Origin of the sequence: Mesobacillus jeotgali (assembly GCF_031759225.1) — a bacterium.
Lineage (GTDB): Bacteria > Bacillota > Bacilli > Bacillales > Cytobacillaceae > Mesobacillus > Mesobacillus jeotgali_B.
Genome location: NZ_CP134494.1, coordinates 3,894,619 through 3,917,192 on the forward strand (window position 1 = coordinate 3,894,619; position 22,574 = coordinate 3,917,192).

Sequence of the window (22,574 nt, forward strand, 5' to 3'; positions counted from 1 at the left end):
TTTACTCTTTAGATGACTCCGTTATTTTTTTCCCTGATTGCAGATTTTAAACCATTATACTTTCTTTTTATCCGTATATAGTGAAATTATCACTCTTTCGAATATCCCTTGAAAAATAATCCCGATCACTCTTTCGAAAATCCTTGAAAAATGATCCCGATGACTTATTTTAGCCTTACAAAGAAAGGACCCAGGTTATGCTCCTGGGTCCTACAGCTTTTTTATAATGACATACGATAAATTTCCAGTACATCATCTTTATTCAATTTTGCGAAGTTGCCAAACTCCCCATTGACCATTGCTTTGTCAGCCATTACTTCAAGCTTGCTGTCATCGATGTCATAATCGGCAAGTCTTGATGGGGCACCTATGCTGTTCCAGAATTCACGCAGCTTTTCGATTCCTTCCAAACCAGCTTCTTCGTCCGTCTTGCCTTCTGGATTCACACCGAAGACCCTGACAGCCATTTTCTTGAAACGTTCCGGTTTTACCTTAAGGTTATGCTTCATCCAGTTCGGGAACAGGATCGCCAGGCCGCCTCCATGTGGGATATCATACACGGCCGATACAGCGTGCTCGATATTATGAGTCGCCCAATCACCGCGGTAACCCATGTTTAAGATTCCATTCAAGGCCATCGTTCCTGAATAAAGGATCGTTGCGCGATATTCGTAATTTTCCAGGTCTGCAAGCAGTTTAGGTGCTGTTTCCATCACTGTTAAAAGCAAGGATTCACACATGCGGTCCTGGAACTCCGTGTTTTCGGTCAGGTGGAAATAGTGTTCGAATACATGTGACATCATGTCCACAATTCCATAAATCGTCTGATCCTTCGGAACGGTAAAAGTGTTCACTGGATCAAGGATGGAGAATTTCGGGAATGTGACCGGGCTTCCCCAGCCATACTTTTCATTCGTTTCCCAGTTTGTGATGACAGAACCTGCATTCATTTCAGAGCCAGTAGCTGCCAAAGTGAGTACGGTGCCAAAAGGAAGGGCTTCTGCTGCAAAAGCCTTCTTTGTGACCAGATCCCAGGCATCTCCATCATATTTCGCACCTGCAGCGATTGCTTTTGTGCAGTCAATGACACTGCCGCCGCCAACTGCCAGCAAGAATTCGATTCCTTCATCTTTGCAAATCTTCACGCCTTTATGGACAGTCGACAGACGAGGGTTTGGCTCAACGCCGGAAAGCTCGAATACTTCAGCGCCAATTTCCTTAAGAGTGTCCATGACAGAATCATAAAGACCATTTCGTTTGATGCTGCCACCGCCATATACCAGCAGGACTTTTTTTCCGTATTGAGGGACTTCGTTTTTCAATTCCTCAAGCTGGCCTTTGCCAAATATCAGTTTCGTTGGATTGTAAAAAGTAAAGTTATCCATTTAAATCACCTTCCTCTAGGGATTATTATGTTCTTTTTCTAAAACCATTGCAAAAAATACACTTCTTAATGTGCTCCAATGTGCTGCGAAATGTTACAAATTTTTTCATGAGGGTAGGTAATAAAAATAGGACGAATGAATAATTCATTTCGTGCTGAAACAATCTATAAAAGAACAAATTTAATTTTAAGGGAGGAAACATCCATGAGCGGTATTCAACGTGCAGCACTAGTACTTACCATTATCGGGGCCATCAACTGGGGTTTAGTAGGATTCTTCCAATTTGACCTTGTTGCAGCAATTTTCGGTGGACAGGATTCAGCATTGGCTCGAATCATCTATGGGTTAGTCGGTCTTGCCGGTCTTATAAACATCGGACTTCTATTCGCACCAAGCGAAAGAGAAGAGAGAGCGGCAGAACCAAGGGCTACTCGATAATTGGGATCAAATGAAAAGCCCGCCAATGAAGGCGGGTTTTCTCATTTTTATGATAAAACTTTCTTTATTCTCTGTATTGCCCAATCCAGTTCTTCCTGGCTGATGACGAGCGGCGGAGCAAAACGAATGACCGTATCATGCGTTTCTTTGCAGAGCAGGCCTTCTTCTTTCAACTCTTCACAATACTTGCGTGCAGGCTCTGTTAGCTCGACGCCAATGAACAAGCCGCGGCCGCGGATATCCTTGATGATAGGATTGTCGATTTCACGAAGCTTGCTGATGAAATATTCACCCAGTTCAAGCGAACGGTCCGCAAGCTTCTCATCAATCAATACATCAAGGGACGCGATGGAAACTGCGCAAGCCATTGGATTGCCGCCAAAAGTGGATCCATGGGAACCTGGGTTGAATACTCCCAATACATCATTGTCGGCGACTACACATGAAATAGGGAACACCCCACCGCCTAATGCCTTTCCAAGGATGTACATATCAGGCTCGATCCCCTCCCATTCACACGCGAACATTTTTCCGGACCTTGCGAGACCGGCCTGGATTTCATCGGCAATGAACAGGACATTATTTTCTTTACATACATCGTATGCAGCTTTCATGAAGCCTTCCGGCGGAATGACGATTCCTGCCTCACCCTGAATCGGTTCAATCAGGAACGCTGCAGTATTTGGAGTAATTGCTTCCTTCAATGCTTCTAGGTCACCATAAGGAATCAGTTTGATCCCTGGCAGCATTGGGCCGAATCCTCGTTTGTATTCTTCTTCAGATGATAAGGAAACCGCTGTCATTGTGCGGCCATGGAAGTTGCCGATACAAGCAATGATTTCAGCCTGGTTGTCCGCAACGCCTTTGACATCATAAGCCCAGCGGCGAGCTGCTTTTATAGCTGTTTCAACAGCTTCCGCTCCAGTGTTCATCGGCAAAGCCATTTCCTTATTCGTTAACTTGCAGATCTTTTCATACCACGGTCCTAGCTGGTCATTGTGGAATGCTCTTGAAGTAAGAGTCACACGATCAGCCTGGTCTTTAAGCGCCTGGATGACCTTTGGATGGCGATGTCCCTGGTTGACTGCCGAATACGCACTCAGCATGTCCATATATTTGTTGCCTTCAGGATCCTCTACCCAAACCCCCTCTGCTTTCGAAATCACGATTGGCAGCGGATGATAGTTATTCGCACCGTATTTTTGAGTCTGCTCGATCAGCGAGCTAGTTTTTGTTATCGTCATGAACTTTCCTCCGTTCCAATGAAAAAATTGGTTAGACAATCATATTGTAACCTGTAAGCTCTTTCATTTTAACCCCCTAAAAAAGAATGACGGACAAAAGTTGGTTTATTTTAAGAGGATGTCCTCGGTTCAGCTAGTTTTCTCTGCGAGGGATGGGAGGGTGAGGCCGGTGGACACTAGGTAGCGGGTTTGTTTCGAGGTTTTATTCCCTAAAGGACTGATAGACACCCTTATGTTTCACTTTTTTTCTCCATAAGGGTTCCGTTCGGGCTGATAGACACCCTTATGCTTCGCTTTTCTTCTCTATAAGGGTACCGTTCGGGCTGAAAGACACCCTTATGCTTCGCCTTTCTTCTCCATAAGGGTACCGTTCGGGCTGAAAGAGGCCCTTATGCTTCGCTTTTCTCCTCCATAAGGGTACCGTTCGGGCCTTAAGATACCCTTATGCCTCGCTTTTCTTCTCTATAAGGGTACCATTCGAGCCGCAAGACTCCCTTATGCTTCGCTTTTCTTCTCCATAAGGGTACCATTCGAGCCGCAAGAGGCCCTCATGCTTCGCTTTTCTTCTCTATAAGGGTTCCGTTCCTCACGATAGATACCCTTATGCTTGCCATTCCACCCACATAAGGGTTCCGTTCTACACGATAGATACCCTTATGCTTGCCATTTCTCATACATAAGGGTTCCGTTCGAGCCACAAGATTACCTTTTACCACTTTTGTGTTCACTCCTGATTCCTTGCCGAAGTCATCGATATATAACAAATAAAAAACCGGACAAAAATGTCCGGTTTTTCGCTTTGAAGCTTATTTTTTAGCCATATCTGACTGGTTGATCCACTCTTGAAGCTTATCCTTCAAAGTGTTGAAGCCTTGAGCTGAGTCGTCCTGGTGCTGAACTACAGCTGCTGGACGCTTGCTGCGTGGCTTTTTAGCGCGTTGTGGCTGTTCTGGTGCTTCTTCAGTTGCACGGATTGATAAGCCGATTTTTCCAGCAGCTTCATCAATTGACAAAACTTTCACTTTCACTTCATCGCCAACAGAAAGGTGCTCGTTAACGTCCTTAACATAACCGTGTGTGATTTCGGAAATGTGCACTAGACCTTGTGTATTTTCATCTAATGCTACGAAAGCGCCGTATGGCTGGATTCCTGTAACTTTACCTGTTAAAACGCTGCCTACTTGAATATTTTCTGACATGGAAACACTCCTAAATATTGTTTTATTTTATCCCATTAATACGCAATTAAAAATTATATCATATTCTGTAGCATTTATCAAAAGGAATAAGATAATTCTATATGAGTGTTTCCATTATTGTAATGGCAAAAACTGGACTTTCCAGAATCCGTCCTCCTGGACCATCTGAAAGACCGGGGCATCAGTGCGGTCATTGTAAAGGAGCTGGATCCCGATGATTTTTTCCGGATCATCGTTTGAGTAGTAAAGTGTAGCATACTCATATCCCTTTAAGATTACGCTGATGTCCACTTCCGCCGCCTTCATCTCCTCAATATACTGATCTTTTGGAGGCTGGCCGCCATTCTTGCTGTACAGGGCATATTTGGTTTCATAATCACCAGTCTCATCCGCATGAAAGTACAATTGCATAATTTCAAACGGTCCGTAATTTTTCAGGATATTGAAATCCTTCTTGGCTGCGAATTCTTTATAGCTCGAAAGCAATGGATCCGGCAGCGGAAGCACTTTTTTGTCAATGACGTCCTCTCGTTTTAAATGAGCTGGAATCTCCAAATACCTTGGGTAATCAAGCTTCTCGCCATCTGCAGGCTTTTGGAATTGGTTGCTTTGCATCTTTTTGAACATACTATTCACCGCAGCTGCTGTATCGGTCTCTGGATAGGTTTCCAGCATATATAAATATGATTGTTTCGCTTCACTTTTTAACTCTTCATTTTTGTCATAAATATAGGGGCTTACAACGAAAAGGGCATATAGCGACTTTGCGTCATTCCTCATTCTTTCCTCGATGATTGGATTTTTCACTGCTGATATCGTTTTTTCGAGCTTCACCAGTAAATCTGCCAGCCCCTCAAAGGATATAATCTCTCCGTTTCGATCCTGAACTCTGTTGGTCCTAAGTTCCAAATACTTAATAAAATCTTCATTCACCGCACCGCGAAGGCGGTCTGCAAGGCCGCTAAAATTCACATATGGTACGATCCTGCCTTCTTCTTCCCTAAAAGCATATCCATTATCAACAGCCTTGGATGACATCTCTTTTAAACCTGGGGAAGAAAGACCTTCTCCGCCAGCATTCATCTTCTTCACAACCTCATCGGCATTTTCTTTCTCAATGGCTTTATTTATATCATCTTCATAATAGGTCATCGAAAGATAATAGGCCCCCAAAAAAGACTCCAGTTGGTTAAGGAGAATGAATTCCGGCCCACTTATATAAACATCGTCACTTTTTTCTTGCAAAAGCTTATCGATCATCTCTGATGGCATGGTGAAAGCTTGATCAATCTCACTGGTAAGCCTTTTCCTTGTATCCTCCAAATCTGTTTGCTTATAGGCTTCCAGGTCTGATAGGAAAGCACTTTCCGAGTCATTCAGTTCCATCGGAATATTTCGATACAGATAATTTTCAAATCCCGATAAGAAGCCCAGCTTTTCTTTCGTCTGGAGTTCCCGCTCCTGATAATACTCTTCCAAGTCATCAAATACTTCTTTTACATCTGATTTTTCCAACTCACCGGAACTATTTTCACTGGATGCTGCCTGGTGCTGTTCAGTTTCCTCTTCAGAAGGTGCATGATCTCCGATATATTGCATCATCAGGACACCAGCAATCATCCCGACACCTATAAAACTTGCGGCGTACCGCAAGTGAAACCACTTATTTTGTTTCTGCTTCTTCTGGTCTTTTTTGATCGCCGCAAGGATCGCTGAACGATTTTCATCTTCTGGCATGTCGTCGTATGCACTTTTCAAGCTCTCCAGTCGCTTCTCCAATAACTGATCATCCATGGTTTGCACCCTCCTTCTTTTGAGCTAGAGTGAGCAGCTTCTTCAAGTGTTCCTTTCCTCGGGACATCCTCGTCTTTACATTTGACAGTGATGCACCGGTAATCTCCGCGATTTCGTCATAGCTTTTATCGTGAAAATAAAAGAGGACAATCGGGATGCGGTATTTCTCATCAAGTTTTTGAATGCACTCATGCAATGTCCTGTCTTCCTCATACCGAAGGATGCTTTCCTCTGCTGTCTTCCCGTCGTATGAACGTTCCTTGCCAATCTTCAGCACTTTCTTGATCTGCCTTTGCTTACTCCGGGCAAAGTCCCTCGTCACATTCAATGTGATTTTATAAAGCCAGGTCGTGAACTTCGCATGTGAGAATTGGTCGAGGAAGCGGTAGACCCTGACGAACACTTCCTGGGTGATATCATCTATGTCGTCGTATTTGTTCCCAAGCTGGAAGGCAAAGCGCTTGACGGTTGGAGTATGGATATCGATCAACTCCGCGAAAGCCTGCATATTGCCATTCCTCGCCCGGAACACTAATTCATCATCATTCATTTTGGATCCCCCAAACTGGTTACCTATCTTTTTAAGATTTTAACAGCGACGGCTGCGGCCGCTTGCGTTCCCGTCGCCTTAAAGCGAAAATCACTTTACCTATAAAACGGCGTATTTCCTCTTTTGTTTCAAAAAAATAACAAAAAGCTAAATAATTGACTAAAGCCTGAAAATGCTATGCTTTTTCCTGAAAAAATAGTAACATGAAAAGGTATTTTTTTATTTTGTCAGAAAATATAAATATTCAGACTTTTATATAAAGGAGTTTTCTCTATGAATAAGCATGAACAATGGACTTCAAAGCTAGGTTTCATTCTGGCTGCTGCGGGATCGGCCATTGGTCTCGGAGCGATTTGGAAATTCCCCTATATGGCAGGTACAAATGGCGGCGGAATCTTTCTGATTTTCTTCTTGCTGATGACTATATTTATAGGCGCACCTATTTTGCTGGCTGAATTTATCATTGGCCGGAACACACAAAAGGACGCCGTTATGTCTTATAAACACCTGGCTCCGAAAAGCGCATGGCCTTTGCTTGGGTATGGCGGTGTCATTGCTTCTTTCCTGATCCTGTCCTTCTATAGTGTAGTTGGTGGGTGGATTCTTTCCTATTTAGGCCGGAGCTTCACAGGTTCACTGTCAGGATTGACACAGGCTCAATACGGAGCAACATTCGAAAGCATCATATCCAATCCTGTTGAAGCTGTTGCTGTTCAGCTCCTATTCCTTGTCCTGACCATATGGGTCGTCCAGGGCGGTGTCCAGCAGGGCATTGAAAAAGCGAGCAAATACATGATGCCCGCCCTGTTCATTCTTTTTATCATCCTGGTAATCAGGTCCCTGACATTGGATGGAGCGATGGCAGGGGTAGAGTTTTTCCTGAAGCCAAACTGGTCAGCGGTTACAGGGCAAACTATTTTAATGGCACTGGGACAGTCATTTTTCGCTTTAAGTGTCGGACTTTCTGTCATGGTGACATATGCTTCCTATTTGTCCAAAGGTGAAAGCCTGGCAAAATCAGCGTTTTCAGTAGTCGGGTTGAATATTCTTATCTCGCTGCTCGCCGGACTTGTCATTTTCCCGGCTGTATTCGCATTCGGTTTCGAACCGGAAGCTGGCCCTGGACTTGTCTTCGTTGTACTGCCTGCCGTTTTTAATGAACTGGCATTTGGCGGGGTATTCCTGACGATTTTCTTGATTTTGCTGCTTTTCGCGACATTGACATCCGCATTCTCGATTCTCGAGATCATCGTTGCCGTACTGTCAAAAGGAGACAAGAATAAGCGTAAAAAGTTTTCCTGGATTGGAGGTCTGCTTGTTTTTGCTGCAGGAATTCCGAATGCCCTATCCTTCGGTGTTTTATCCGACGTGAAATTTTTCGGAAAAACCTTCTTCGATCTCGCCGACTTCCTGACCAGCAATATTGCCCTGCCGCTGGGAGCTTTTTTCATTGCTATATTCGTCGGGTATGTGCTTCCACGTAAAATGGTCAGGCGCGAAATGGATGAGGGCACTGAAAGCAATCAGTTATTATTCAACATTTGGTACTTCTCCATCCGCTACATCGTACCAGTAGGTATCGGCATTGTTTTTCTGCAATCCATTGGTATAATCTAAAGTTAAGAAAACGTTCACATTATTGTCGATATTTTCAAAAATTTAATGATAAACTTATAGTAAGAGATATTTATTTTTGGAGGTGATGAGCGATGACTGCAATTGGACAGAATATCAAGATGTGCCGTGAACGAGTCGGAATTTCCCAGGAGGAGCTCGCTTTAAAAATCAGGGTAGGTACGCGGACAATCCAAAGATACGAAAGCGGCGAGCAGACACCTAAATTGCAGACGATTCTAAAGATCTCGACAGCCCTCGATGTCCCTGCATCAGAATTGATGGGAGAAATTTATTACGCTGCACCGCCAGAACTCGACCAAAGGCCAAGCAGCTTGTAACACGCAAAATCACAATGCTCCTTAGCAGGCAGAGATCTCTGCCTGCTTTATTTTTTCATCAGTTCGCAAAAAACTTGAAAATAAATGTATACTATTCTGCCAATCTGGTTATCCTAGTCCCATAAGGCTTTCTAGTATTCCCCCCTTTTTAATGGGCACCTGTATTGGTGTCCATATTTTTTTTGGGTTTAATGGCATTTTTTTGTGTGAAGTTTCGTTTTGCGGGGAAAATAAAAGGCATACCTTGCCTAATTCGCTAATCATGTCAGGAGTGAGAGCCGATGGAATTCGCCAGGAATAAAACCGTAAGAGGAATCGACCTTTACTATGAGCACTATCAGAACCCAGACGCAAAGGAAACCCTGGTTCTGCTGCATGGTTTTCTTTCCTCTACTTTCAGCTTCAGGCATTTAATCCCCCTTTTAAAAGAGGATTATAACGTCATTTCGGTAGATCTTCCCCCTTTTGGAAAGAGCGGTAAGGTCTCCAGCTTCAAATATTCCTATGAGAATCTGGCCGCAACAGTCGTCGAGCTCATGAAATCCCTTGGCGTCCGCGAATTCAATGTCGTAGGGCATTCGATGGGAGGCCAAATTGCCATGAATATTCTATTGCATCATCCGGAGTATGCGAAAAAAGGCATCTTGCTTTGCAGTTCGGGATATTTGAAAAAGGCAAAGCTTCCGCTAGTCCTTTCAAGCTACATCCCGTACTTCCAACTGTATGTCAAGTTTCACCTGGCCCGATCTGGTGTAAAACAAAACCTGCAGAACGTCGTGTATGACCATTCGATGATCAATGATGAAATGCTATATGGCTATCTCTCTCCATTCCTGGAGGATGATATTTTCAAAGCCTTGACGATGATGATCCGCCACCGGGAGGGCGACCTGTCAGCAGAAGATTTACGGAAAATCAAAGCACCTTGCCTGTTGATTTGGGGCGAACACGATAAAGTCGTCCCTGTCATGATCGGGCGAAAGTTGAACAAGGATTTGAGGAATTCAGAACTCGTCATTTTAAAAGAAACCGGTCATCTCGTGCCCGAGGAGCGCCCAGAAGATGTCCATCAACTGATCAACGGGTTCATAGCAGCAGAGGAAACAGCTGAAGCAACAGCAAACGGCAGCCGCTGATGGCTGCCGTTTCAATTCGTATAGGAAGTGTTATAAGGAGCATACATCTTCATTTTTGATCGCCAGAAGAGTGTTTGCGACTGAAAAGCATTGGTCAAACGGCAGGACCTGTTCGAATGAAAACTCGAAAACGGACTGGATCCTGCGGGCTATTTTATCTGCTTCGTTGTAATCATGGACAGCCTGAAGGATATCGGCGATTTCCGGGTCGAACTGGCCTGCGCCTACCTTGAAAGGGTCCCATTTATTCAAAACATCTATTAATTTATAGCTAAGTTCTTTCGATTCCAATTCAATCACCTGATTATTTTTTAAAAATATTTTATCATAAAGTAAGAGTAGGATAAATTTTTCAAGGAGAAGGCGGTGCGTACATAGTGGAAAGAATAAATTTTGACAAGGTAGTGGACAGGAACAATTCGCATTCAGTAAAGTGGGATGCGATTGATAAGGTTTTCGGCAAGGATGATGTTCTGCCAATGTGGGTTGCAGATATGGACTTCCATCCTCCAAAGGCAGTTACCGATGCACTGCAGGAGCGGATTGAACATGGTATATTTGGCTACACCTTTGTCCCGATGTCTGTGACAGAAGCCATCCAGGATTGGATGAAAAAGCGCCATGATTGTGAATTCAAGAAATCATCGATCGTTTTCAGCGAAGGTGTCGTTCCATCAATCAGCACGGCTATCCGCGCCTTTACGGAAAAAGGCGATAAGGTACTTGTTCATTCTCCCGTGTATACACCTTTTTTCAACATGGTCAAAAATAATGAACGCACCCTGCTGACTTCCAATTTATTGATTGAAAACGGACGATTCGAAATGGATTTTGCCGACTTTGAAGCCAAGCTGCAGGATGGCGTGAAAATGTTCATTCTCTGCAACCCGCATAATCCTGGAGGCAGGGTCTGGACGCAGGATGAGCTGGAAAAGATCGGTGACCTGTGTGTGAAGTATGACGTTCTGATTGTTTCCGATGAAATCCATTCAGATCTCGTGTTCAAGCCAAATGTCCATATTCCCATCGCCTCGATCAAAGAAGAGTTCAGGGAGATTACCACTACTTTCGTTGCGCCAAGCAAAACCTTCAACCTGGCCGGGCTTCAGGCATCCGCTGCCCTCATCCCGAACAAGGAGCTGAAGGAAAGATTCAAAAAGGTCCAGGAGCAGCAAGGATTCTTCACTTTGAATGCCTTTGCGGTCGCCGGGATGGAAGCTGCCTACCGAGAAGGCGAAGAATGGCTGGAGCAGCTGCTTGACTACTTGGATGAGAATATGAAAATAGCAACAGATTTTATCGCCGAACACCTGCCAGTACTCAAGCCGATGAAAGCCGATGCGACTTACCTCCTGTGGATCGACTGCCGTGAGCTTGGCTTGAGCGACGAGGAAATCAAGGATCAACTGCTCGAAAAAGGCAAACTCGGACTGGAACCTGGTACGAAGTATGGCGAAGGCGGCGAAGGCTTCGTCCGGATGAATCTCGCCTGCCCGCGTGAAACCTTGAATGAAGGACTTGAAAGGCTGAAAAGGGCATTCAGCTAGACTTTTTGAAAGCAAGAATGGAGCCGTCCCATTCGGGACAGCTCCATTTTTATGCGCTCACTTCCAGCGCTTCGTAATATGGCTCTAAGGAATAGCTTATGATCGTGTCCATCAACGGGTGTAGATCTTGCGAAATCAGCATGCGTGCGTAATCCCAGGCATTCCTCTCAATCTGGAGGGCAATCCTCTTCCTCAGCACATCATTGCCGGCTTCCTCCATCTTCTGGATCAGCTCCGCAAGTTCGCAATCCTCCGCATGCCCAATCTCATGAGCAAACACAATAGCAAGATAATCTTCAAATTGATCCATAGACGAAAAGACCTGCAGGCATTGCGCCTTGATCTCTTCAATATATAAAGTAATTGTATGACTTCCGAAATTATATTTCCCGCCCGCAAAACGGTCTCCCGGGAAAAAATCCTCAAGTTCCACTTTCACACTGCTGCCAGATTGAACAAGAATCTGATCGACAATCTTCTCTATCTGTAAGTTCTTCAATTTATACCCCTAACCTTAATTTAGAATATAAATTGTATTATAACGTTTTAGTAAAATAATGAAAACATGACTTTTACCCTGGTTTTGTTGTTGTTAAACCTGTTTTATAAATAATTTTGTTATATTCTGCCTCTGTCAAATAAGACTGTTGATTTTCGTTCCAGGCACTTCGCTTTCCGCGGGGCTAGCGCTGAGCCTCCTCGGGCAAGCTCCTGCGGGGTCTCACCCGGCCTCCCGCAGGACATTGATTAGCTTCCACGAATCAGAGCCCACGCACGAGGGAAATGCGTTAGCATTTTCGGAGGAGTCTACGTGCCTTCCACTACAATCAACAGGATGTAAAAATCAGCATTAGCTTCACAGAGCCATATATTTAATTTTAATTAGTCAATTAAACTTTGGATACCTCGAAATCCTTTTGGAACCTAAAAATCTTTCCAATTATTTACCCAAAAAAAAACAGCCAATAATATTAGCTGTTCTCCTTGGTATCATTCATTTGCTTCATGATTGCCTGCTCGTGTTCCTTTGCTTTCTTCGCTTCCCTTTTTGAAACTTTGATGATGTATCTCATCGTCAGGACAGCACCGATCAGGAAAACGAGTGACGTGATCGCGGCCGGGATATATTCTGTCTTGTCTTCCGGAAAATATAAAAATAATGAGATGACAAACCACTTACTCATTCTCATCTTCCTTTCTTCAGCTCTCCAAACATTATATCAAGGTTTGGATTTACGTCCAACCGCAAACAACTTCCTATTCCAACACATTGATTTTTTCGATGACGACGTCTTCCTCTGGCTTGTCCCCAGCGCCAGTTGGAGCAGCGGCAATTTTATCAACAACATCCATTCCCTCGACTACCTGGCCGAATACAGTGTGCCTGCCATCAAGGTGAGGGGTGCCGCCATTTTCATACATCTTCAGGACTTCTTCAGGATAACCTGCCTGCTTCATCTGCTCAGGCAAACTAGCATCCAGCCCCTTGTTTTGGACGATGAAGAATTGGCTGCCATTCGTGTTCGGACCCGAGTTGGCCATTGATAATGCTCCACGGATGTTGAAAAGCTGCTTGGAGAATTCGTCTTCGAACGGTTCCCCGTAAATGCTTTCGCCGCCCATTCCGGTTCCATCAGGGTCTCCCCCCTGAATCATGAAGCCATCGATCACTCGGTGGAATGTGACTCCTTCATAGTAGCCCTCTTCGCTGTGCTTAATAAAATTCTCTACCGCTTTTGGAGCTTGCTCAGGGAAAAGCTTGATTTTAACAGTTCCCATGGACGTGACCATTTCCACAAGCCTCTCACCATCCTGGACCTCTGCTGTCGCTTGCGGATAATCGAGATCTTCCTCGACAGCTTGTCCAGCATTCGTCTTGTCCTCGTTCGGCTTGTCTGCTTCCTGCTTTTCGTCAGCGCTGCCGCAGCCAGCGAGGACTAGCATCATTGCAAAAAGTACTGCCAATATTTTTTTAGTCATTGTATGTATCCCTCCTATAGTCACTTTAAACGATTACAAAATGTTTTGCATCTGTCTTTTTTGCTATAATATAAGAAATTATCACGAACCCGAAAGGAGCTTCAACATGGCTGAATTAAACATTGGCGATCAAGTTACCGCCATTTATAAAACCGGCAAATACATAGGCGAAATCACGGAACGCCGTCCACAGCACTATCTTGTCCGCGTATTGGCTGTCGCAAAACATCCTATGCAGGGAGACCTCCATAATCCGAAGGACGCAGGTGTTGGTTTTTTCCATGAAAGAAAAGCACTGTCCTTCCGCGAACAGGCCAACATCCCGGAAAAAATGGTCAAGCCATTCGAGGGCGAAATCCCTGATTACCTCGACTCCTTAAAAGAAGCGACTAGCAAGCTGCGTGCCGAACTTGAAGGCGATGATTCTGCCTGGGCACAGCAAAGCCTGAGAAACCTAGAGTCTTTGGAAAAAGATTATTTTAAATAAGGGTCATTTTGTATTCAACCAAAAACAGCACAGACGCAAAAAGCCAGATTGTTCATTCCAATCTGGCTTTTTTATGCGAATTTATTGAGCAGTTTGGAAAAATCGACCATATCCCCAATTGTTGCGGGTTCGGGTCTCTGAAGATATTGTTTGTCTTTTTCGACGAGCTTGTAAATATGGTAGGTCGTCAATGCATCATCAAGAGCGCGGTGGTGTTTGCCTGTGCCTTCCCTGCCATACTCCTGCACGGCCTTCCATAGACCTGTTTGATTCTGGTCGCCGAAGAAACGCTTGTATTCCATCGAAAGATCGATTTGCTTTCCCGGCAGCGGAAATCCCACGGTCGCTTGCTGGCAATTTTGCTGCAAGACCTTCATGTCCATATTGCCCCAGGTGACAATCTGGCAATTCTTGTTCCCACCCATTGACTTAAGCTTATCAACCAAAGCCTTGAAAGTAATGCCTGAATTCACCTGCTCTTGAGTGATGTTCAGGAACGAGCGGCAGCGTTCTGTCAAAATGGGAAAACGCAGCGGCCGAACATAAGATGAGAATTGTTCAACCACCTTGCCATTCTCGACGAGGACAGCGCCAGCTTCAATGATTTCAGGATAAAAGCCCTTTCTTCTGCTGTTCCGGTCAGGCATCGTAAACTCAAAATCAATAAATAATGTTGTCCTTTCTTTTTCGCTCATGCTTCCCCAACTTTCTGAAAAGCCAGTAGTTGTATGTAACCAGTATATGCTTTTCGGTCGATTATTTTATCTATTATAGCATGTTTTTTAATAAATTTTTAAATTTTCTGCAATTTATATCCAGCATTTTTTCAACTTGAAAAAGAAAGTAAATCTCCTCTCATTCGTTCCGATATTATGATGAGTGACAAAAAAACAAATTGAATGCAGAAAGGAATTGCCGTGAGGATTATAACAGGCTATCTTTTGATACTACTATTGATCCCTGCGTTTATTGCAGTTGTGATTTTAACCTATACAGAAGCGGGAAATGCGGTAAGCATAAGCAAAACCCTTGATGAAAAAATCGATCTAACGGAGACGAAGCTTTCACAGACGAGTTTGATCCTTGCCAATAACGGCGAAGTCATTTCAGAGATCCATCGTCCAATGAACAGGAGCTATGCTGCCGGGCATGAAATCCCTGATTTTATAAAAGAGGTATTCATTGTTTCTGAGGACCGGAATTTTGAAAAGCATCCCGGTTTTGACTTGCCGGCAATTGGCCGCGCGCTCGCGATCAATATTCACTCAGACGACATTGAACAAGGCGCGAGCACCATTACCCAGCAGCTGGCGCGGAACCAGTACCTGAACCATCACAAATCCTATAACCGCAAGCTGAGTGAAGTTTTATATGCATACCAGCTGGAGAAGACCTTTACCAAGCCGGAAATTCTCGAACAATACATGAATGCGATTTATTTTCACAATAATGCATATGGGATTAAGGCTGCAGCGGACTTTTATTTTAAAAAAGCCCCTTTGGACCTGTCACAGGCCGAACAGGCTTTCCTTGCTGCGATTCCTAATAATCCGTCCTATTATGACCCGATCGAGCATTTCGACCGGGCGAAAAAACGCCAGGAACGGCTTCTCGACCAGCTTGCACAACACGGAAAAATCAAACCTGAAACAGCCGAAAATCTAAAGAAAGAACCTATCACCCTTAAAGTCGATTCCAGAAAAAATTCATACCCGGATTATTCTTCATATGCTCTACACGAGCTGAGGGAACTGGTTTCCGAACAGGAAAATCTTGATGACAACGAGGAACTAACAACAAGGGTGGAAGAATTGCTGCGTTCAGGGGTGACTATCCATTCAAATCTGGATATTGTACTGCAAAAACAGGCAGTCCAGGCTGTTGAATCCCGTCTCCCAGATGCAACGGTTCAAGGTGCTGCCGTGGTGATCAACCATGAAACAGGCCAGATTGTGGCGGTCTCAGGAGGGAAGGGTTATCAGAGCGGTGACTTCCACCGCGCATACCAGGCCTTTCGCCAGCCAGGCTCTTCAATCAAGCCATTGCTTGTATATGCACCTTATTTTGAAAGATTCGAAGCAAACAAAGATTTTCCAATCAACGCCGGTCCTCTTTGCATCAAGGGTTATTGCCCAAGGAACTACGGGGGATCAAACTACGGAATGGTCACCCTAGAAAAGGCATTCATCCATTCCTACAATACACCGGCAATTCGGATATTCCAGCAGGTTGGCGTGGATGAAGCCTTCAGTGACCTGGCACCTTTTAAACTAAAAAAAGTAACAACACAGGACCATGTGCTGGCCGCGGCAGTTGGCGGATTCACGACCGGGGTTAGTCCACTTGAAATGACTTCAGCTTATACAGTTTTCAGCAATAAAGGCCTATATCTTAAACCACGGGCAATCTCCAAGGTAACAGGGGCGGATGGAGAGGTTCTTTATAGATGGAATGACGAGCCAGTACAGGCATGGAATCCAAGCACCGCTGAAAAAGTCCGCAGCCTGATGCAAAAGACGGTTACCACCGGGACAGCAAGAAAAGCAGCTGGTGCAGGACTTGGAGCTGGCGGCAAGACTGGCACAACCAATGACTTCAAAGATTTTTGGTTCATCGGCTTCAACGGCCCTTACACAGCAGGAGTATGGATCGGCAAAGACAAGCCGGAAAGCATGGAATATATCAACCATCAGTCGCCGCATCTATTAATTTGGCGCGATATCATGAAAAAATAAACCGGGCAGAAAAATTTCCGCCCGGTTCATCGTAAATCACCCGTCATCATTTTTATGACGGACACTTTTGTCTCTCTCATCCATTTCTGTCCGTCATCATGCCTATGATGGACACTTTTTTACTTCTCTTTTCTATTTCTGTCCGTCATCACGTCTATGATGGACACTTTTTTACTTCTCTTTTCTATTTCTGTCCGTCATCACGTCTATGATGCATTTTTTCCCTGCTCTTATTTATTCCTGTCTGTCATCTTCCTTTGGACGGGCATAACCGGGGGTAAAGAACTGCAATTAACGTTCTAAATCGGTAAGCTTGCGAGCAGGCTGTTATATACTTTTACCGCGAGATACATTACGCCAAGTACGAGGGTACTCCAGAGGATGACCTGGAAGAATACTGTTCCGATAATGCCGGCAAATGTAAGATTAGGGCTGATTTTATAGACGAAATAAATGAAATAGACCAATGTAGCCAATAAAAATATCGAGCCGATCCCGGTGAAACTAAAGAAGCTGGCCAGTGCTGCAATCCCGCCAACAAAATAAATAACAGAGCCTTTGCGAATCAATTTCAGGCTTTCACCTTCGTGATCCCTCGAAAATAATAAGAGGCTGACCTCATTGATTGTATCGGCAATCAGCTTCAGAGCTGCGAACACCATGAAATACACCACCATCAGCAATGCCAGCAGTGATAGCTTAATTCCTGTGTCTGAAAAGAATTCCAGCATGCCATCATAAATCCCGGCATTTTTTAGGATGGAGACTAACTCGATTTCAGTCCTTAGTGACAGGGCCAGACTGAACATAATGATCGACAGCAATGGGAAGTAGCTTGTTAGGTAAGGGTTTCTCATATAAACGATTCACTCAATTCTTTCATTTCCTGTTTATCATTATGAAAGAAATGACGGGGACCGGCAACAATAATATGAAATGCAAAACACCGCAAGAAGCAACTGACAGAAAAACTCTCCAAAGAAAAAAAGCCCCTTTGCAGGAACTTTAATTTTTATTGAAACCTTTTTGCGTCTCGTCCGTATAAAAAGGTTGGTGTTACTGTGGAACAATCCGGACGTATTCTCTTGAACCGAACGGTACATAAGTCGCTGTTTCAACCTCGTCCAAATCTGATTGCTGGATTTTCAGCACCCCAGGACCTTTATTTGACAATTCTTTTTCATCCATACGATCAAGAAACATAAACCCCGTGAACAAACTCAGGAATATCCCAACGCATACAATCAGCTTTCGGGCCATGGCTATCCCCCCTATTCACTGTTAGTATGCAAAAAGAACCATGTTTTTATTCAGCAATGGATAAAACCTTGATTCTTCAAGGTCGATGACATGCATCCCCAACTTTTTTACGATATAATTTTCACATCAGTGGGTTGAGGGCATGAACTAGGTTTATTTGGCAAAAAATATAATGTTAAGCCATGAATACGGAATTAAATAAGGAGGTATTATCTTTTGTCTTTACTTCACCTTGCAGTTTTATCACCGCTTTTACTCGCGATCTTAATTCCATTTTTACATAAGTATTTCAAGAGTATTCATACGGGATGGTTCCTGCTGCCGCTTCCGGCTGTGCTGTTTGCCTATTTCCTGCAGTTCATCAGTACAACAGGACATGGCGGAACGGTAATGGAGACCGTACCCTGGATTTCCTCGCTTGGGATTGATTTCACGTTAAAAGTTGACGGCCTTGGGCTATTGTTTGCCCTGCTGATCACCGGAATCGGCGCATTGGTTGTGCTGTATTCGATTTATTATTTAAATCCGGACAAAGAAAAACTCAATACTTTCTATGTCTACCTGCTTTTGTTCATGGGCGCGATGCTGGGAGTCGTTTTGTCGGACAACCTGATTGTTCTCTATACCTTCTGGGAATTGACCAGCTTTTCGTCTTTCTTGCTGATTGGCTACTGGAACCATCGTGAACGTTCTCGTTACGGTGCGCAAAAATCGATGCTGATCACGGTTTTCGGTGGACTGTCAATGCTTGGGGGCATCTTGATGCTCTATATCATCACAGGCACTTTCAGCATTTCCGAAACAATTCAAATGTCCAATGAAGTCATGAATCATCCTTTATTCACGGCGACACTGATCCTGTTCCTGCTGGGGGCTTTTACAAAATCAGCTCAGTTCCCATTCCACATCTGGCTTCCTGATGCAATGGAAGCACCAACGCCTGTCAGTGCATACCTGCACTCTGCCACGATGGTCAAAGCGGGAATCTATCTTGTTGCCCGTATGACTCCTGTGTTCGCCCATTCTGGCACCTGGGTCTGGCTGGTTGCCGGTGTTGGGGTCATCACATTATTCTGGGGTTCGTTCTCTGCCGTAAAACAAACGGATCTAAAAGCGATCCTTGCTTTTTCAACCGTCAGCCAGCTCGGCATGATCATGTCACTTCTTGGCGCCGGCGCTGCTGCACTGCATTATGGAACGATTGAAAATGGCTATTATATTGTTGCCGTCACAGCCGCTGTCTTCCACCTGATCAATCATGCCACATTCAAGGGCAGCCTGTTCATGGTAACAGGGATCATTGACCATGAAACAGGGACAAGGGATATACGCAAGCTTGGCGGTTTGATGAATTTCATGCCGATCACATTTACGCTTGCGGTCATCGGGACTTTTTCCATGGCCGGAATTCCTCCGTTCAATGGATTCCTGAGTAAGGAAATGTTCTTTACTGGCATGCTGCGCATTGCCGAAATGGATATTTTCAATATGGACACATGGGGCATCCTGTTCCCTGTCATTGCCTGGACAGCCAGTGTTTTCACTTTCCTGTACAGCATGATGTATGTATTCAAGACCTTCATGGGCAAATACCAGCCTGAAAAGCTGGAGAAGAAGCCGCATGAGGCACCGATCGGAATGCTGATTTCACCAGTCATCCTGGCTTCACTTGTGATCATTTTCGGGATTTTCCCGAATGTACTGTCACATAACATCATTTCGCCGGCAATGGGTTCGATCCTGCCATCACTGCTAGAAAGCGGGGAAGGTTTCGATGTCCATATCTCTCACTGGCACGGACCAACGGCTGAATTGTTCATGACAATCGGTGTTATCACGATTGGGATTTTGCTCTATAAGTTCATGCCTAAATGGACTGGAGTTTACCGTAAATTCCCTGAGCGCCTGGCACTGAATCGTATCTATGATCGAGGCCTGGAACTCATGGAGCTTACATCAAGAAACTTTACAAAGTCGTACATGACCGGATTTATACGGTCATATCTCGTTTATATCTTTTCATTCTTAATTTTGGCTTTGGCTGCGACCATGATTTACAAGGACGCATTCAAGCTTGATTTGAGCAAAGTAGCACCTATCCGCTTTTTTGAGGTCGTGCTTGTACTAATCATGGCCGTTTCAGCGATTACCATCCTGTTCGCCAAATCCAGGCTGACTTCCATCATCCTTCTTGGCGCTGTTGGCTATACGGTCGCATTGTTCTTCGTCATATTCAGGGCACCGGACCTAGCATTGACACAGCTGGTCATTGAAACGGTATCTGTTGCTCTATTCCTGCTTGCGTTTTACCATTTGCCGCAAATCAGGAGAGATGAAGAGAGAATCCGCTTCAAGGCTACAAACGCCTTAATTTCGATTGGCGTAGGGGCAATTGTAACGGTGATTGCTTTATCTGCCCATAGCAACAAGATGTTCAGCTCCATTTCGGAGTATTATATTGAAAATACTTATAAAAAAGCTGGCGGCGAAAATATGGTCAACGTTATCCTTGTTGATTTCCGCGGCTTTGATACGATGTTTGAGATTGCCGTCCTTGGCATCGCAGCCCTTGGGATATTCGCGATGATCAAGCTTCGGCTGACAAGGGGGAAAGAATTGGATGAAAACAAATGATGTAATCCTCCAGACTGTCACGAAGTTCACCTTATTTGTCATCATCCTGTTTTCCATCCACCTGTTTTTCGCAGGCCACTATTATCCGGGTGGCGGATTCATCGGCGGATTGATGACCTCAGGAGCAATCGTACTGCTCCTGCTTGCATTCGATATCAAGACAGTCAAGACGATTTTGCCGGTCGATTATATTAAAGTCGTGGCGGTCGGTCTGCTGTTTGCAATTGGAACAGGTGCCGGAGCGTTATTTTTTGATATGCCGTTCCTGACGCATGCCTATACTTATGTGGACTTCCCGCTCTTGGGCAAAACATCTTTGCACACAGCGGTCCTGTTTGATACAGGAGTCTTCCTGGTCGTCATTGGTGTGACAATGACCATTATTCAAACGATTGGAGAGAGCGAATAATGGAAATTTTAATGGCTTTTCTAATAGGAATCTTATTTATGACAGCCACTTATCTCATGCTTTCGAAAAGCTTGCTCAGAATCATCATCGGAACAGGGCTATTGAGTCACGGCGCCCATCTACTCCTGCTTACAATGGGAGGGTTAAAAAGAGGTGCTGCTCCCCTCCTGGGGGAACATGCTCCATCCTATGTCGATCCGCTGCCACAGGCGTTGATTCTGACAGCGATCGTCATCAGCTTTGGCGTCACGGCATTCTTCCTGGTTTTGGCGTACCGTGCCTACCAGGAGCTTGGAACCGATAATATGGATCGCTTGAGAGGAAAGGAAGGACATGAATAATCTAATTATCTTACCTATCTTGATTCCTCTGATTACAGGGGTTGTACTTATTTTTTTCAGTAAAAACATCATGGCCCAGCGTTGGATTTCAGCGATAAGCGGATTGATCACGATTGTTGCTTCTTTCATGCTGGCAAACCATGTTTATCGGAATGGCATCCAGACTATGGATCTCAGCAACTGGGAAGCACCATATGGTATCACGCTTGTATCGGACATGCTTTCTTCCCTGCTTGTTTTGACGACAAGCATTATCGCTTTCGCGTCCTTGTTTTACTCCTTCAAATCAATAGGACAGGCACGTGAAAGGTTTTTCTACTATCCGGTCGTCAACTTTTTGATTGTTGGCGTCAACGGGGCATTTACGACAGGTGATATTTTCAACTTGTTTGTATTTTTCGAAGTGATGCTGATGTCATCATATGTATTGCTTGTTCTGGGCGGGACGAAAATCCAGCTCCGCGAATCGATTAAATACATACTCGTGAACGTCATTTCGTCAGCACTATTCGTCATTGCTGTAGCCTATTTATATTCAGTCGTAGGCACCCTGAATATGGCGCATATTTCAGTAAGGCTTAGCGAGGTTGGAAGTGCAGGAATCATCACAGTCATCGCTATCCTGTTCCTGATTGTCTTCGGATTAAAAGGTGCGATCTTCCCGCTTTATTTCTGGCTGCCTGGTTCGTATTACGCGCCGCCAGCACCTGTTATGGCGCTGTTCGGGGCATTGTTGACCAAGGTCGGCGTATATTCAATCACAAGGACCTATACATTATTCTTTTACCATGATGCAGGCTATACGCATCAATTGCTGCAAATCCTTGCTGTCATGACAATCATTGCCGGTGTCATTGGCGCTCTCGCTTATACTGATATCAAAAAAATCATTATCTACAACATTATCGTTGCAGTCGGTGTCATCCTGTTCGGCGTATCTGTCCTGACACCCGAATCACTCACTGGCTCAGTCTTTTACTTGATTCATGACATGAACATAAAAGCGACGCTATTCTTGTTGATCGGGATTATCATCATTATCACTGGAACGAGCGACCTTGAAAAAATCAGTGGGTTGATCAACAGGTACCCTGCACTTGGGTGGACATTCTTCGTTGCCACAGCAGCGCTTGCGGGAATTCCGCCGCTCAGCGGTTTCGCAGGCAAACTGATGATTGTCCGTTCTGGTTTTGAAACAGAAAACTATATCGGTGCTTTTGTTGTACTAATGTCAAGCTTGCTTGTACTGTTTTCAGTCATGAGAATCTTCATCAGAGGCTTCTGGGGAACGCCAAGAGCCTTTAAGAATGAAGATGAAGCACCTGTAAAATGGCTGCTTGCAGCACCAGCTATTCTCACCGTGTTTGCTGTTTTATATGGGTTCGGAACTGAGGCAATTTATCCGGTTATCTCAACAGCCGCCGAAACTCTTGCCAATCCGGAAATCTACATTAATGCTGTTTTAAAGGAGTGATGAGCT

The 22,574-nt window shown here is 44.5% G+C and carries 23 protein-coding genes; 11 read left to right on the plus strand and 12 right to left on the minus strand.

The features are described 5' to 3' along the window. Positions 1-221: 221 nt before the first annotated feature. Complete coding sequence (locus RH061_RS19615; RefSeq protein WP_311072489.1) at positions 222-1,385, minus strand: iron-containing alcohol dehydrogenase; 1,164 nt, start codon at positions 1,383-1,385, stop codon at positions 222-224. A gap of 204 nt (positions 1,386-1,589) precedes the next feature. Here RH061_RS19615 and RH061_RS19620 point away from each other — a divergent pair, with 204 nt between their 5' ends. Further along, positions 1,590-1,823, plus strand: coding sequence for a DUF378 domain-containing protein (locus RH061_RS19620; RefSeq protein ID WP_023626663.1), 234 nt, complete (start codon positions 1,590-1,592; stop codon positions 1,821-1,823). Between the two features lie 47 nt (positions 1,824-1,870). Here the strand turns inward: RH061_RS19620 and RH061_RS19625 are convergent, their stop codons facing one another. The 4 genes from RH061_RS19625 to RH061_RS19640 all read right to left on the minus strand — a co-directional run bounded on the left by RH061_RS19625 (position 1,871) and on the right by RH061_RS19640 (position 6,610). Next, a complete protein-coding gene (locus tag RH061_RS19625; RefSeq protein ID WP_311072490.1) occupies positions 1,871-3,067 on the minus strand; it encodes an ornithine--oxo-acid transaminase in 1,197 nt (398 codons plus the stop codon). 806 nt (positions 3,068-3,873) lie between these two features. After that, the gene (yugI, locus tag RH061_RS19630; RefSeq protein WP_311072491.1) at positions 3,874-4,266 is read right to left on the minus strand and encodes a S1 domain-containing post-transcriptional regulator GSP13; all 393 of its coding nucleotides are present in this window, start codon (positions 4,264-4,266) and stop codon (positions 3,874-3,876) included. A gap of 114 nt (positions 4,267-4,380) precedes the next feature. Next, positions 4,381-6,060 carry a hypothetical protein gene (locus RH061_RS19635; RefSeq protein WP_311072492.1) on the minus strand — a complete coding sequence of 560 codons (1,680 nt, stop codon included), beginning with the start codon at positions 6,058-6,060 and terminating at the stop codon, positions 4,381-4,383. After that, on the minus strand, positions 6,053-6,610 hold the full coding sequence (locus RH061_RS19640) for an RNA polymerase sigma factor (RefSeq protein WP_311072493.1): 558 nt from the start codon (positions 6,608-6,610) through the stop codon (positions 6,053-6,055). The genes RH061_RS19635 and RH061_RS19640 overlap by 8 nt, the downstream gene beginning before the upstream one ends. A 273-nt stretch (positions 6,611-6,883) precedes the next feature. Here RH061_RS19640 and RH061_RS19645 point away from each other — a divergent pair, with 273 nt between their 5' ends. The 3 genes from RH061_RS19645 to RH061_RS19655 all read left to right on the plus strand — a co-directional run bounded on the left by RH061_RS19645 (position 6,884) and on the right by RH061_RS19655 (position 9,701). Next, complete coding sequence (locus RH061_RS19645; RefSeq protein WP_311072494.1) at positions 6,884-8,227, plus strand: sodium-dependent transporter; 1,344 nt, start codon at positions 6,884-6,886, stop codon at positions 8,225-8,227. A gap of 92 nt (positions 8,228-8,319) precedes the next feature. Next, positions 8,320-8,565 carry a helix-turn-helix domain-containing protein gene (locus RH061_RS19650; RefSeq protein WP_102264162.1) on the plus strand — a complete coding sequence of 82 codons (246 nt, stop codon included), beginning with the start codon at positions 8,320-8,322 and terminating at the stop codon, positions 8,563-8,565. Positions 8,566-8,846: 281 nt separating this feature from the next. Further along, the gene (locus tag RH061_RS19655) at positions 8,847-9,701 is read left to right on the plus strand and encodes an alpha/beta fold hydrolase (RefSeq protein WP_311072495.1); all 855 of its coding nucleotides are present in this window, start codon (positions 8,847-8,849) and stop codon (positions 9,699-9,701) included. A gap of 30 nt (positions 9,702-9,731) precedes the next feature. Here RH061_RS19655 and RH061_RS19660 read toward each other — a convergent pair whose 3' ends face one another. Further along, on the minus strand, positions 9,732-9,992 hold the full coding sequence (locus RH061_RS19660; protein ID WP_311072496.1) for a DUF1871 family protein: 261 nt from the start codon (positions 9,990-9,992) through the stop codon (positions 9,732-9,734). 86 nt (positions 9,993-10,078) lie between these two features. Between RH061_RS19660 and RH061_RS19665 the strand changes: the two genes are divergently transcribed. Continuing rightward, positions 10,079-11,248, plus strand: a complete 1,170-nt coding sequence (locus RH061_RS19665) for a MalY/PatB family protein (RefSeq protein ID WP_311072497.1) — start codon at positions 10,079-10,081, stop codon at positions 11,246-11,248. Between the two features lie 49 nt (positions 11,249-11,297). On the opposite strand, the gene RH061_RS19670 is transcribed toward RH061_RS19665, so the two are convergent. The 3 genes from RH061_RS19670 to RH061_RS19680 form a co-directional block, all read right to left on the minus strand. Further along, on the minus strand, positions 11,298-11,747 hold the full coding sequence (locus tag RH061_RS19670) for a hypothetical protein (RefSeq protein ID WP_311072498.1): 450 nt from the start codon (positions 11,745-11,747) through the stop codon (positions 11,298-11,300). Positions 11,748-12,219: 472 nt separating this feature from the next. After that, the gene (locus RH061_RS19675; RefSeq protein ID WP_311072499.1) at positions 12,220-12,432 is read right to left on the minus strand and encodes a hypothetical protein; all 213 of its coding nucleotides are present in this window, start codon (positions 12,430-12,432) and stop codon (positions 12,220-12,222) included. Between the two features lie 73 nt (positions 12,433-12,505). Further along, positions 12,506-13,228: a peptidylprolyl isomerase gene (locus RH061_RS19680; protein ID WP_311072500.1), complete on the minus strand. Its 723-nt coding sequence runs from the start codon at positions 13,226-13,228 to the stop codon at positions 12,506-12,508. Positions 13,229-13,334: 106 nt separating this feature from the next. Between RH061_RS19680 and kapB the strand changes: the two genes are divergently transcribed. Next, positions 13,335-13,715 (plus strand): kinase-associated lipoprotein KapB, encoded by a 381-nt coding sequence (gene kapB / locus RH061_RS19685; protein ID WP_311072501.1) that lies wholly within the window; start codon positions 13,335-13,337, stop codon positions 13,713-13,715. A 71-nt stretch (positions 13,716-13,786) separates the two neighbouring features. Here the strand turns inward: kapB and kapD are convergent, their stop codons facing one another. After that, a complete protein-coding gene (gene kapD, locus RH061_RS19690; RefSeq protein WP_311072502.1) occupies positions 13,787-14,410 on the minus strand; it encodes a 3'-5' exonuclease KapD in 624 nt (207 codons plus the stop codon). Between the two features lie 222 nt (positions 14,411-14,632). On the opposite strand from kapD, the gene RH061_RS19695 reads away from it, so the two are divergent. Then, positions 14,633-16,450 (plus strand): transglycosylase domain-containing protein, encoded by a 1,818-nt coding sequence (locus RH061_RS19695; protein ID WP_311072503.1) that lies wholly within the window; start codon positions 14,633-14,635, stop codon positions 16,448-16,450. A 299-nt stretch (positions 16,451-16,749) separates the two neighbouring features. Here the strand turns inward: RH061_RS19695 and RH061_RS19700 are convergent, their stop codons facing one another. Both RH061_RS19700 and RH061_RS19705 read right to left on the minus strand, forming a co-directional pair. After that, positions 16,750-17,307 carry a DUF5366 family protein gene (locus RH061_RS19700; RefSeq protein WP_311072504.1) on the minus strand — a complete coding sequence of 186 codons (558 nt, stop codon included), beginning with the start codon at positions 17,305-17,307 and terminating at the stop codon, positions 16,750-16,752. Between the two features lie 199 nt (positions 17,308-17,506). Further along, entirely contained in the window at positions 17,507-17,710 is a 204-nt protein-coding gene (locus RH061_RS19705; protein ID WP_311072505.1) for a hypothetical protein, read from the minus strand. 216 nt (positions 17,711-17,926) lie between these two features. Here RH061_RS19705 and RH061_RS19710 point away from each other — a divergent pair, with 216 nt between their 5' ends. The 4 genes from RH061_RS19710 to RH061_RS19725 are packed head-to-tail and all read left to right on the plus strand — an operon-like array spanning position 17,927 to position 22,568. Further along, positions 17,927-20,344 carry a Na+/H+ antiporter subunit A gene (locus RH061_RS19710; RefSeq protein ID WP_311072506.1) on the plus strand — a complete coding sequence of 806 codons (2,418 nt, stop codon included), beginning with the start codon at positions 17,927-17,929 and terminating at the stop codon, positions 20,342-20,344. After that, entirely contained in the window at positions 20,331-20,753 is a 423-nt protein-coding gene (locus tag RH061_RS19715) for a Na(+)/H(+) antiporter subunit B (RefSeq protein WP_311072507.1), read from the plus strand. The genes RH061_RS19710 and RH061_RS19715 overlap by 14 nt, the downstream gene beginning before the upstream one ends. Further along, a complete protein-coding gene (locus RH061_RS19720; protein WP_311072508.1) occupies positions 20,753-21,094 on the plus strand; it encodes a Na(+)/H(+) antiporter subunit C in 342 nt (113 codons plus the stop codon). Before RH061_RS19715 ends, RH061_RS19720 begins: the two co-directional genes overlap by 1 nt. Beyond that, positions 21,087-22,568, plus strand: coding sequence for a Na+/H+ antiporter subunit D (locus tag RH061_RS19725; protein ID WP_311072509.1), 1,482 nt, complete (start codon positions 21,087-21,089; stop codon positions 22,566-22,568). The genes RH061_RS19720 and RH061_RS19725 overlap by 8 nt, the downstream gene beginning before the upstream one ends. Positions 22,569-22,574: the final 6 nt, after the last annotated feature.

Bases quoted from the DNA above. Each gene is read 5' to 3' on its own strand.
- RH061_RS19615 (WP_311072489.1), bottom strand. From the start codon at position 1,385: ATGGATAACTTTACTTTTTACAATCCAACGAAACTGATATTTGGCAAA.
- RH061_RS19620 (WP_023626663.1), top strand. From the start codon at position 1,590: ATGAGCGGTATTCAACGTGCAGCACTAGTACTTACCATTATCGGGGCC.
- RH061_RS19625 (WP_311072490.1), bottom strand. From the start codon at position 3,067: ATGACGATAACAAAAACTAGCTCGCTGATCGAGCAGACTCAAAAATAC.
- yugI (WP_311072491.1), bottom strand. From the start codon at position 4,266: ATGTCAGAAAATATTCAAGTAGGCAGCGTTTTAACAGGTAAAGTTACA.
- RH061_RS19635 (WP_311072492.1), bottom strand. From the start codon at position 6,060: ATGGATGATCAGTTATTGGAGAAGCGACTGGAGAGCTTGAAAAGTGCA.
- RH061_RS19640 (WP_311072493.1), bottom strand. From the start codon at position 6,610: ATGAATGATGATGAATTAGTGTTCCGGGCGAGGAATGGCAATATGCAG.
- RH061_RS19645 (WP_311072494.1), top strand. From the start codon at position 6,884: ATGAATAAGCATGAACAATGGACTTCAAAGCTAGGTTTCATTCTGGCT.
- RH061_RS19650 (WP_102264162.1), top strand. From the start codon at position 8,320: ATGACTGCAATTGGACAGAATATCAAGATGTGCCGTGAACGAGTCGGA.
- RH061_RS19655 (WP_311072495.1), top strand. From the start codon at position 8,847: ATGGAATTCGCCAGGAATAAAACCGTAAGAGGAATCGACCTTTACTAT.
- RH061_RS19675 (WP_311072499.1), bottom strand. From the start codon at position 12,432: ATGAGTAAGTGGTTTGTCATCTCATTATTTTTATATTTTCCGGAAGAC.
- RH061_RS19680 (WP_311072500.1), bottom strand. From the start codon at position 13,228: ATGACTAAAAAAATATTGGCAGTACTTTTTGCAATGATGCTAGTCCTC.
- kapB (WP_311072501.1), top strand. From the start codon at position 13,335: ATGGCTGAATTAAACATTGGCGATCAAGTTACCGCCATTTATAAAACC.
- kapD (WP_311072502.1), bottom strand. From the start codon at position 14,410: ATGAGCGAAAAAGAAAGGACAACATTATTTATTGATTTTGAGTTTACG.
- RH061_RS19700 (WP_311072504.1), bottom strand. From the start codon at position 17,307: ATGAGAAACCCTTACCTAACAAGCTACTTCCCATTGCTGTCGATCATT.
- RH061_RS19705 (WP_311072505.1), bottom strand. From the start codon at position 17,710: ATGGCCCGAAAGCTGATTGTATGCGTTGGGATATTCCTGAGTTTGTTC.
- RH061_RS19715 (WP_311072507.1), top strand. From the start codon at position 20,331: ATGAAAACAAATGATGTAATCCTCCAGACTGTCACGAAGTTCACCTTA.
- RH061_RS19720 (WP_311072508.1), top strand. From the start codon at position 20,753: ATGGAAATTTTAATGGCTTTTCTAATAGGAATCTTATTTATGACAGCC.
- RH061_RS19725 (WP_311072509.1), top strand. From the start codon at position 21,087: ATGAATAATCTAATTATCTTACCTATCTTGATTCCTCTGATTACAGGG.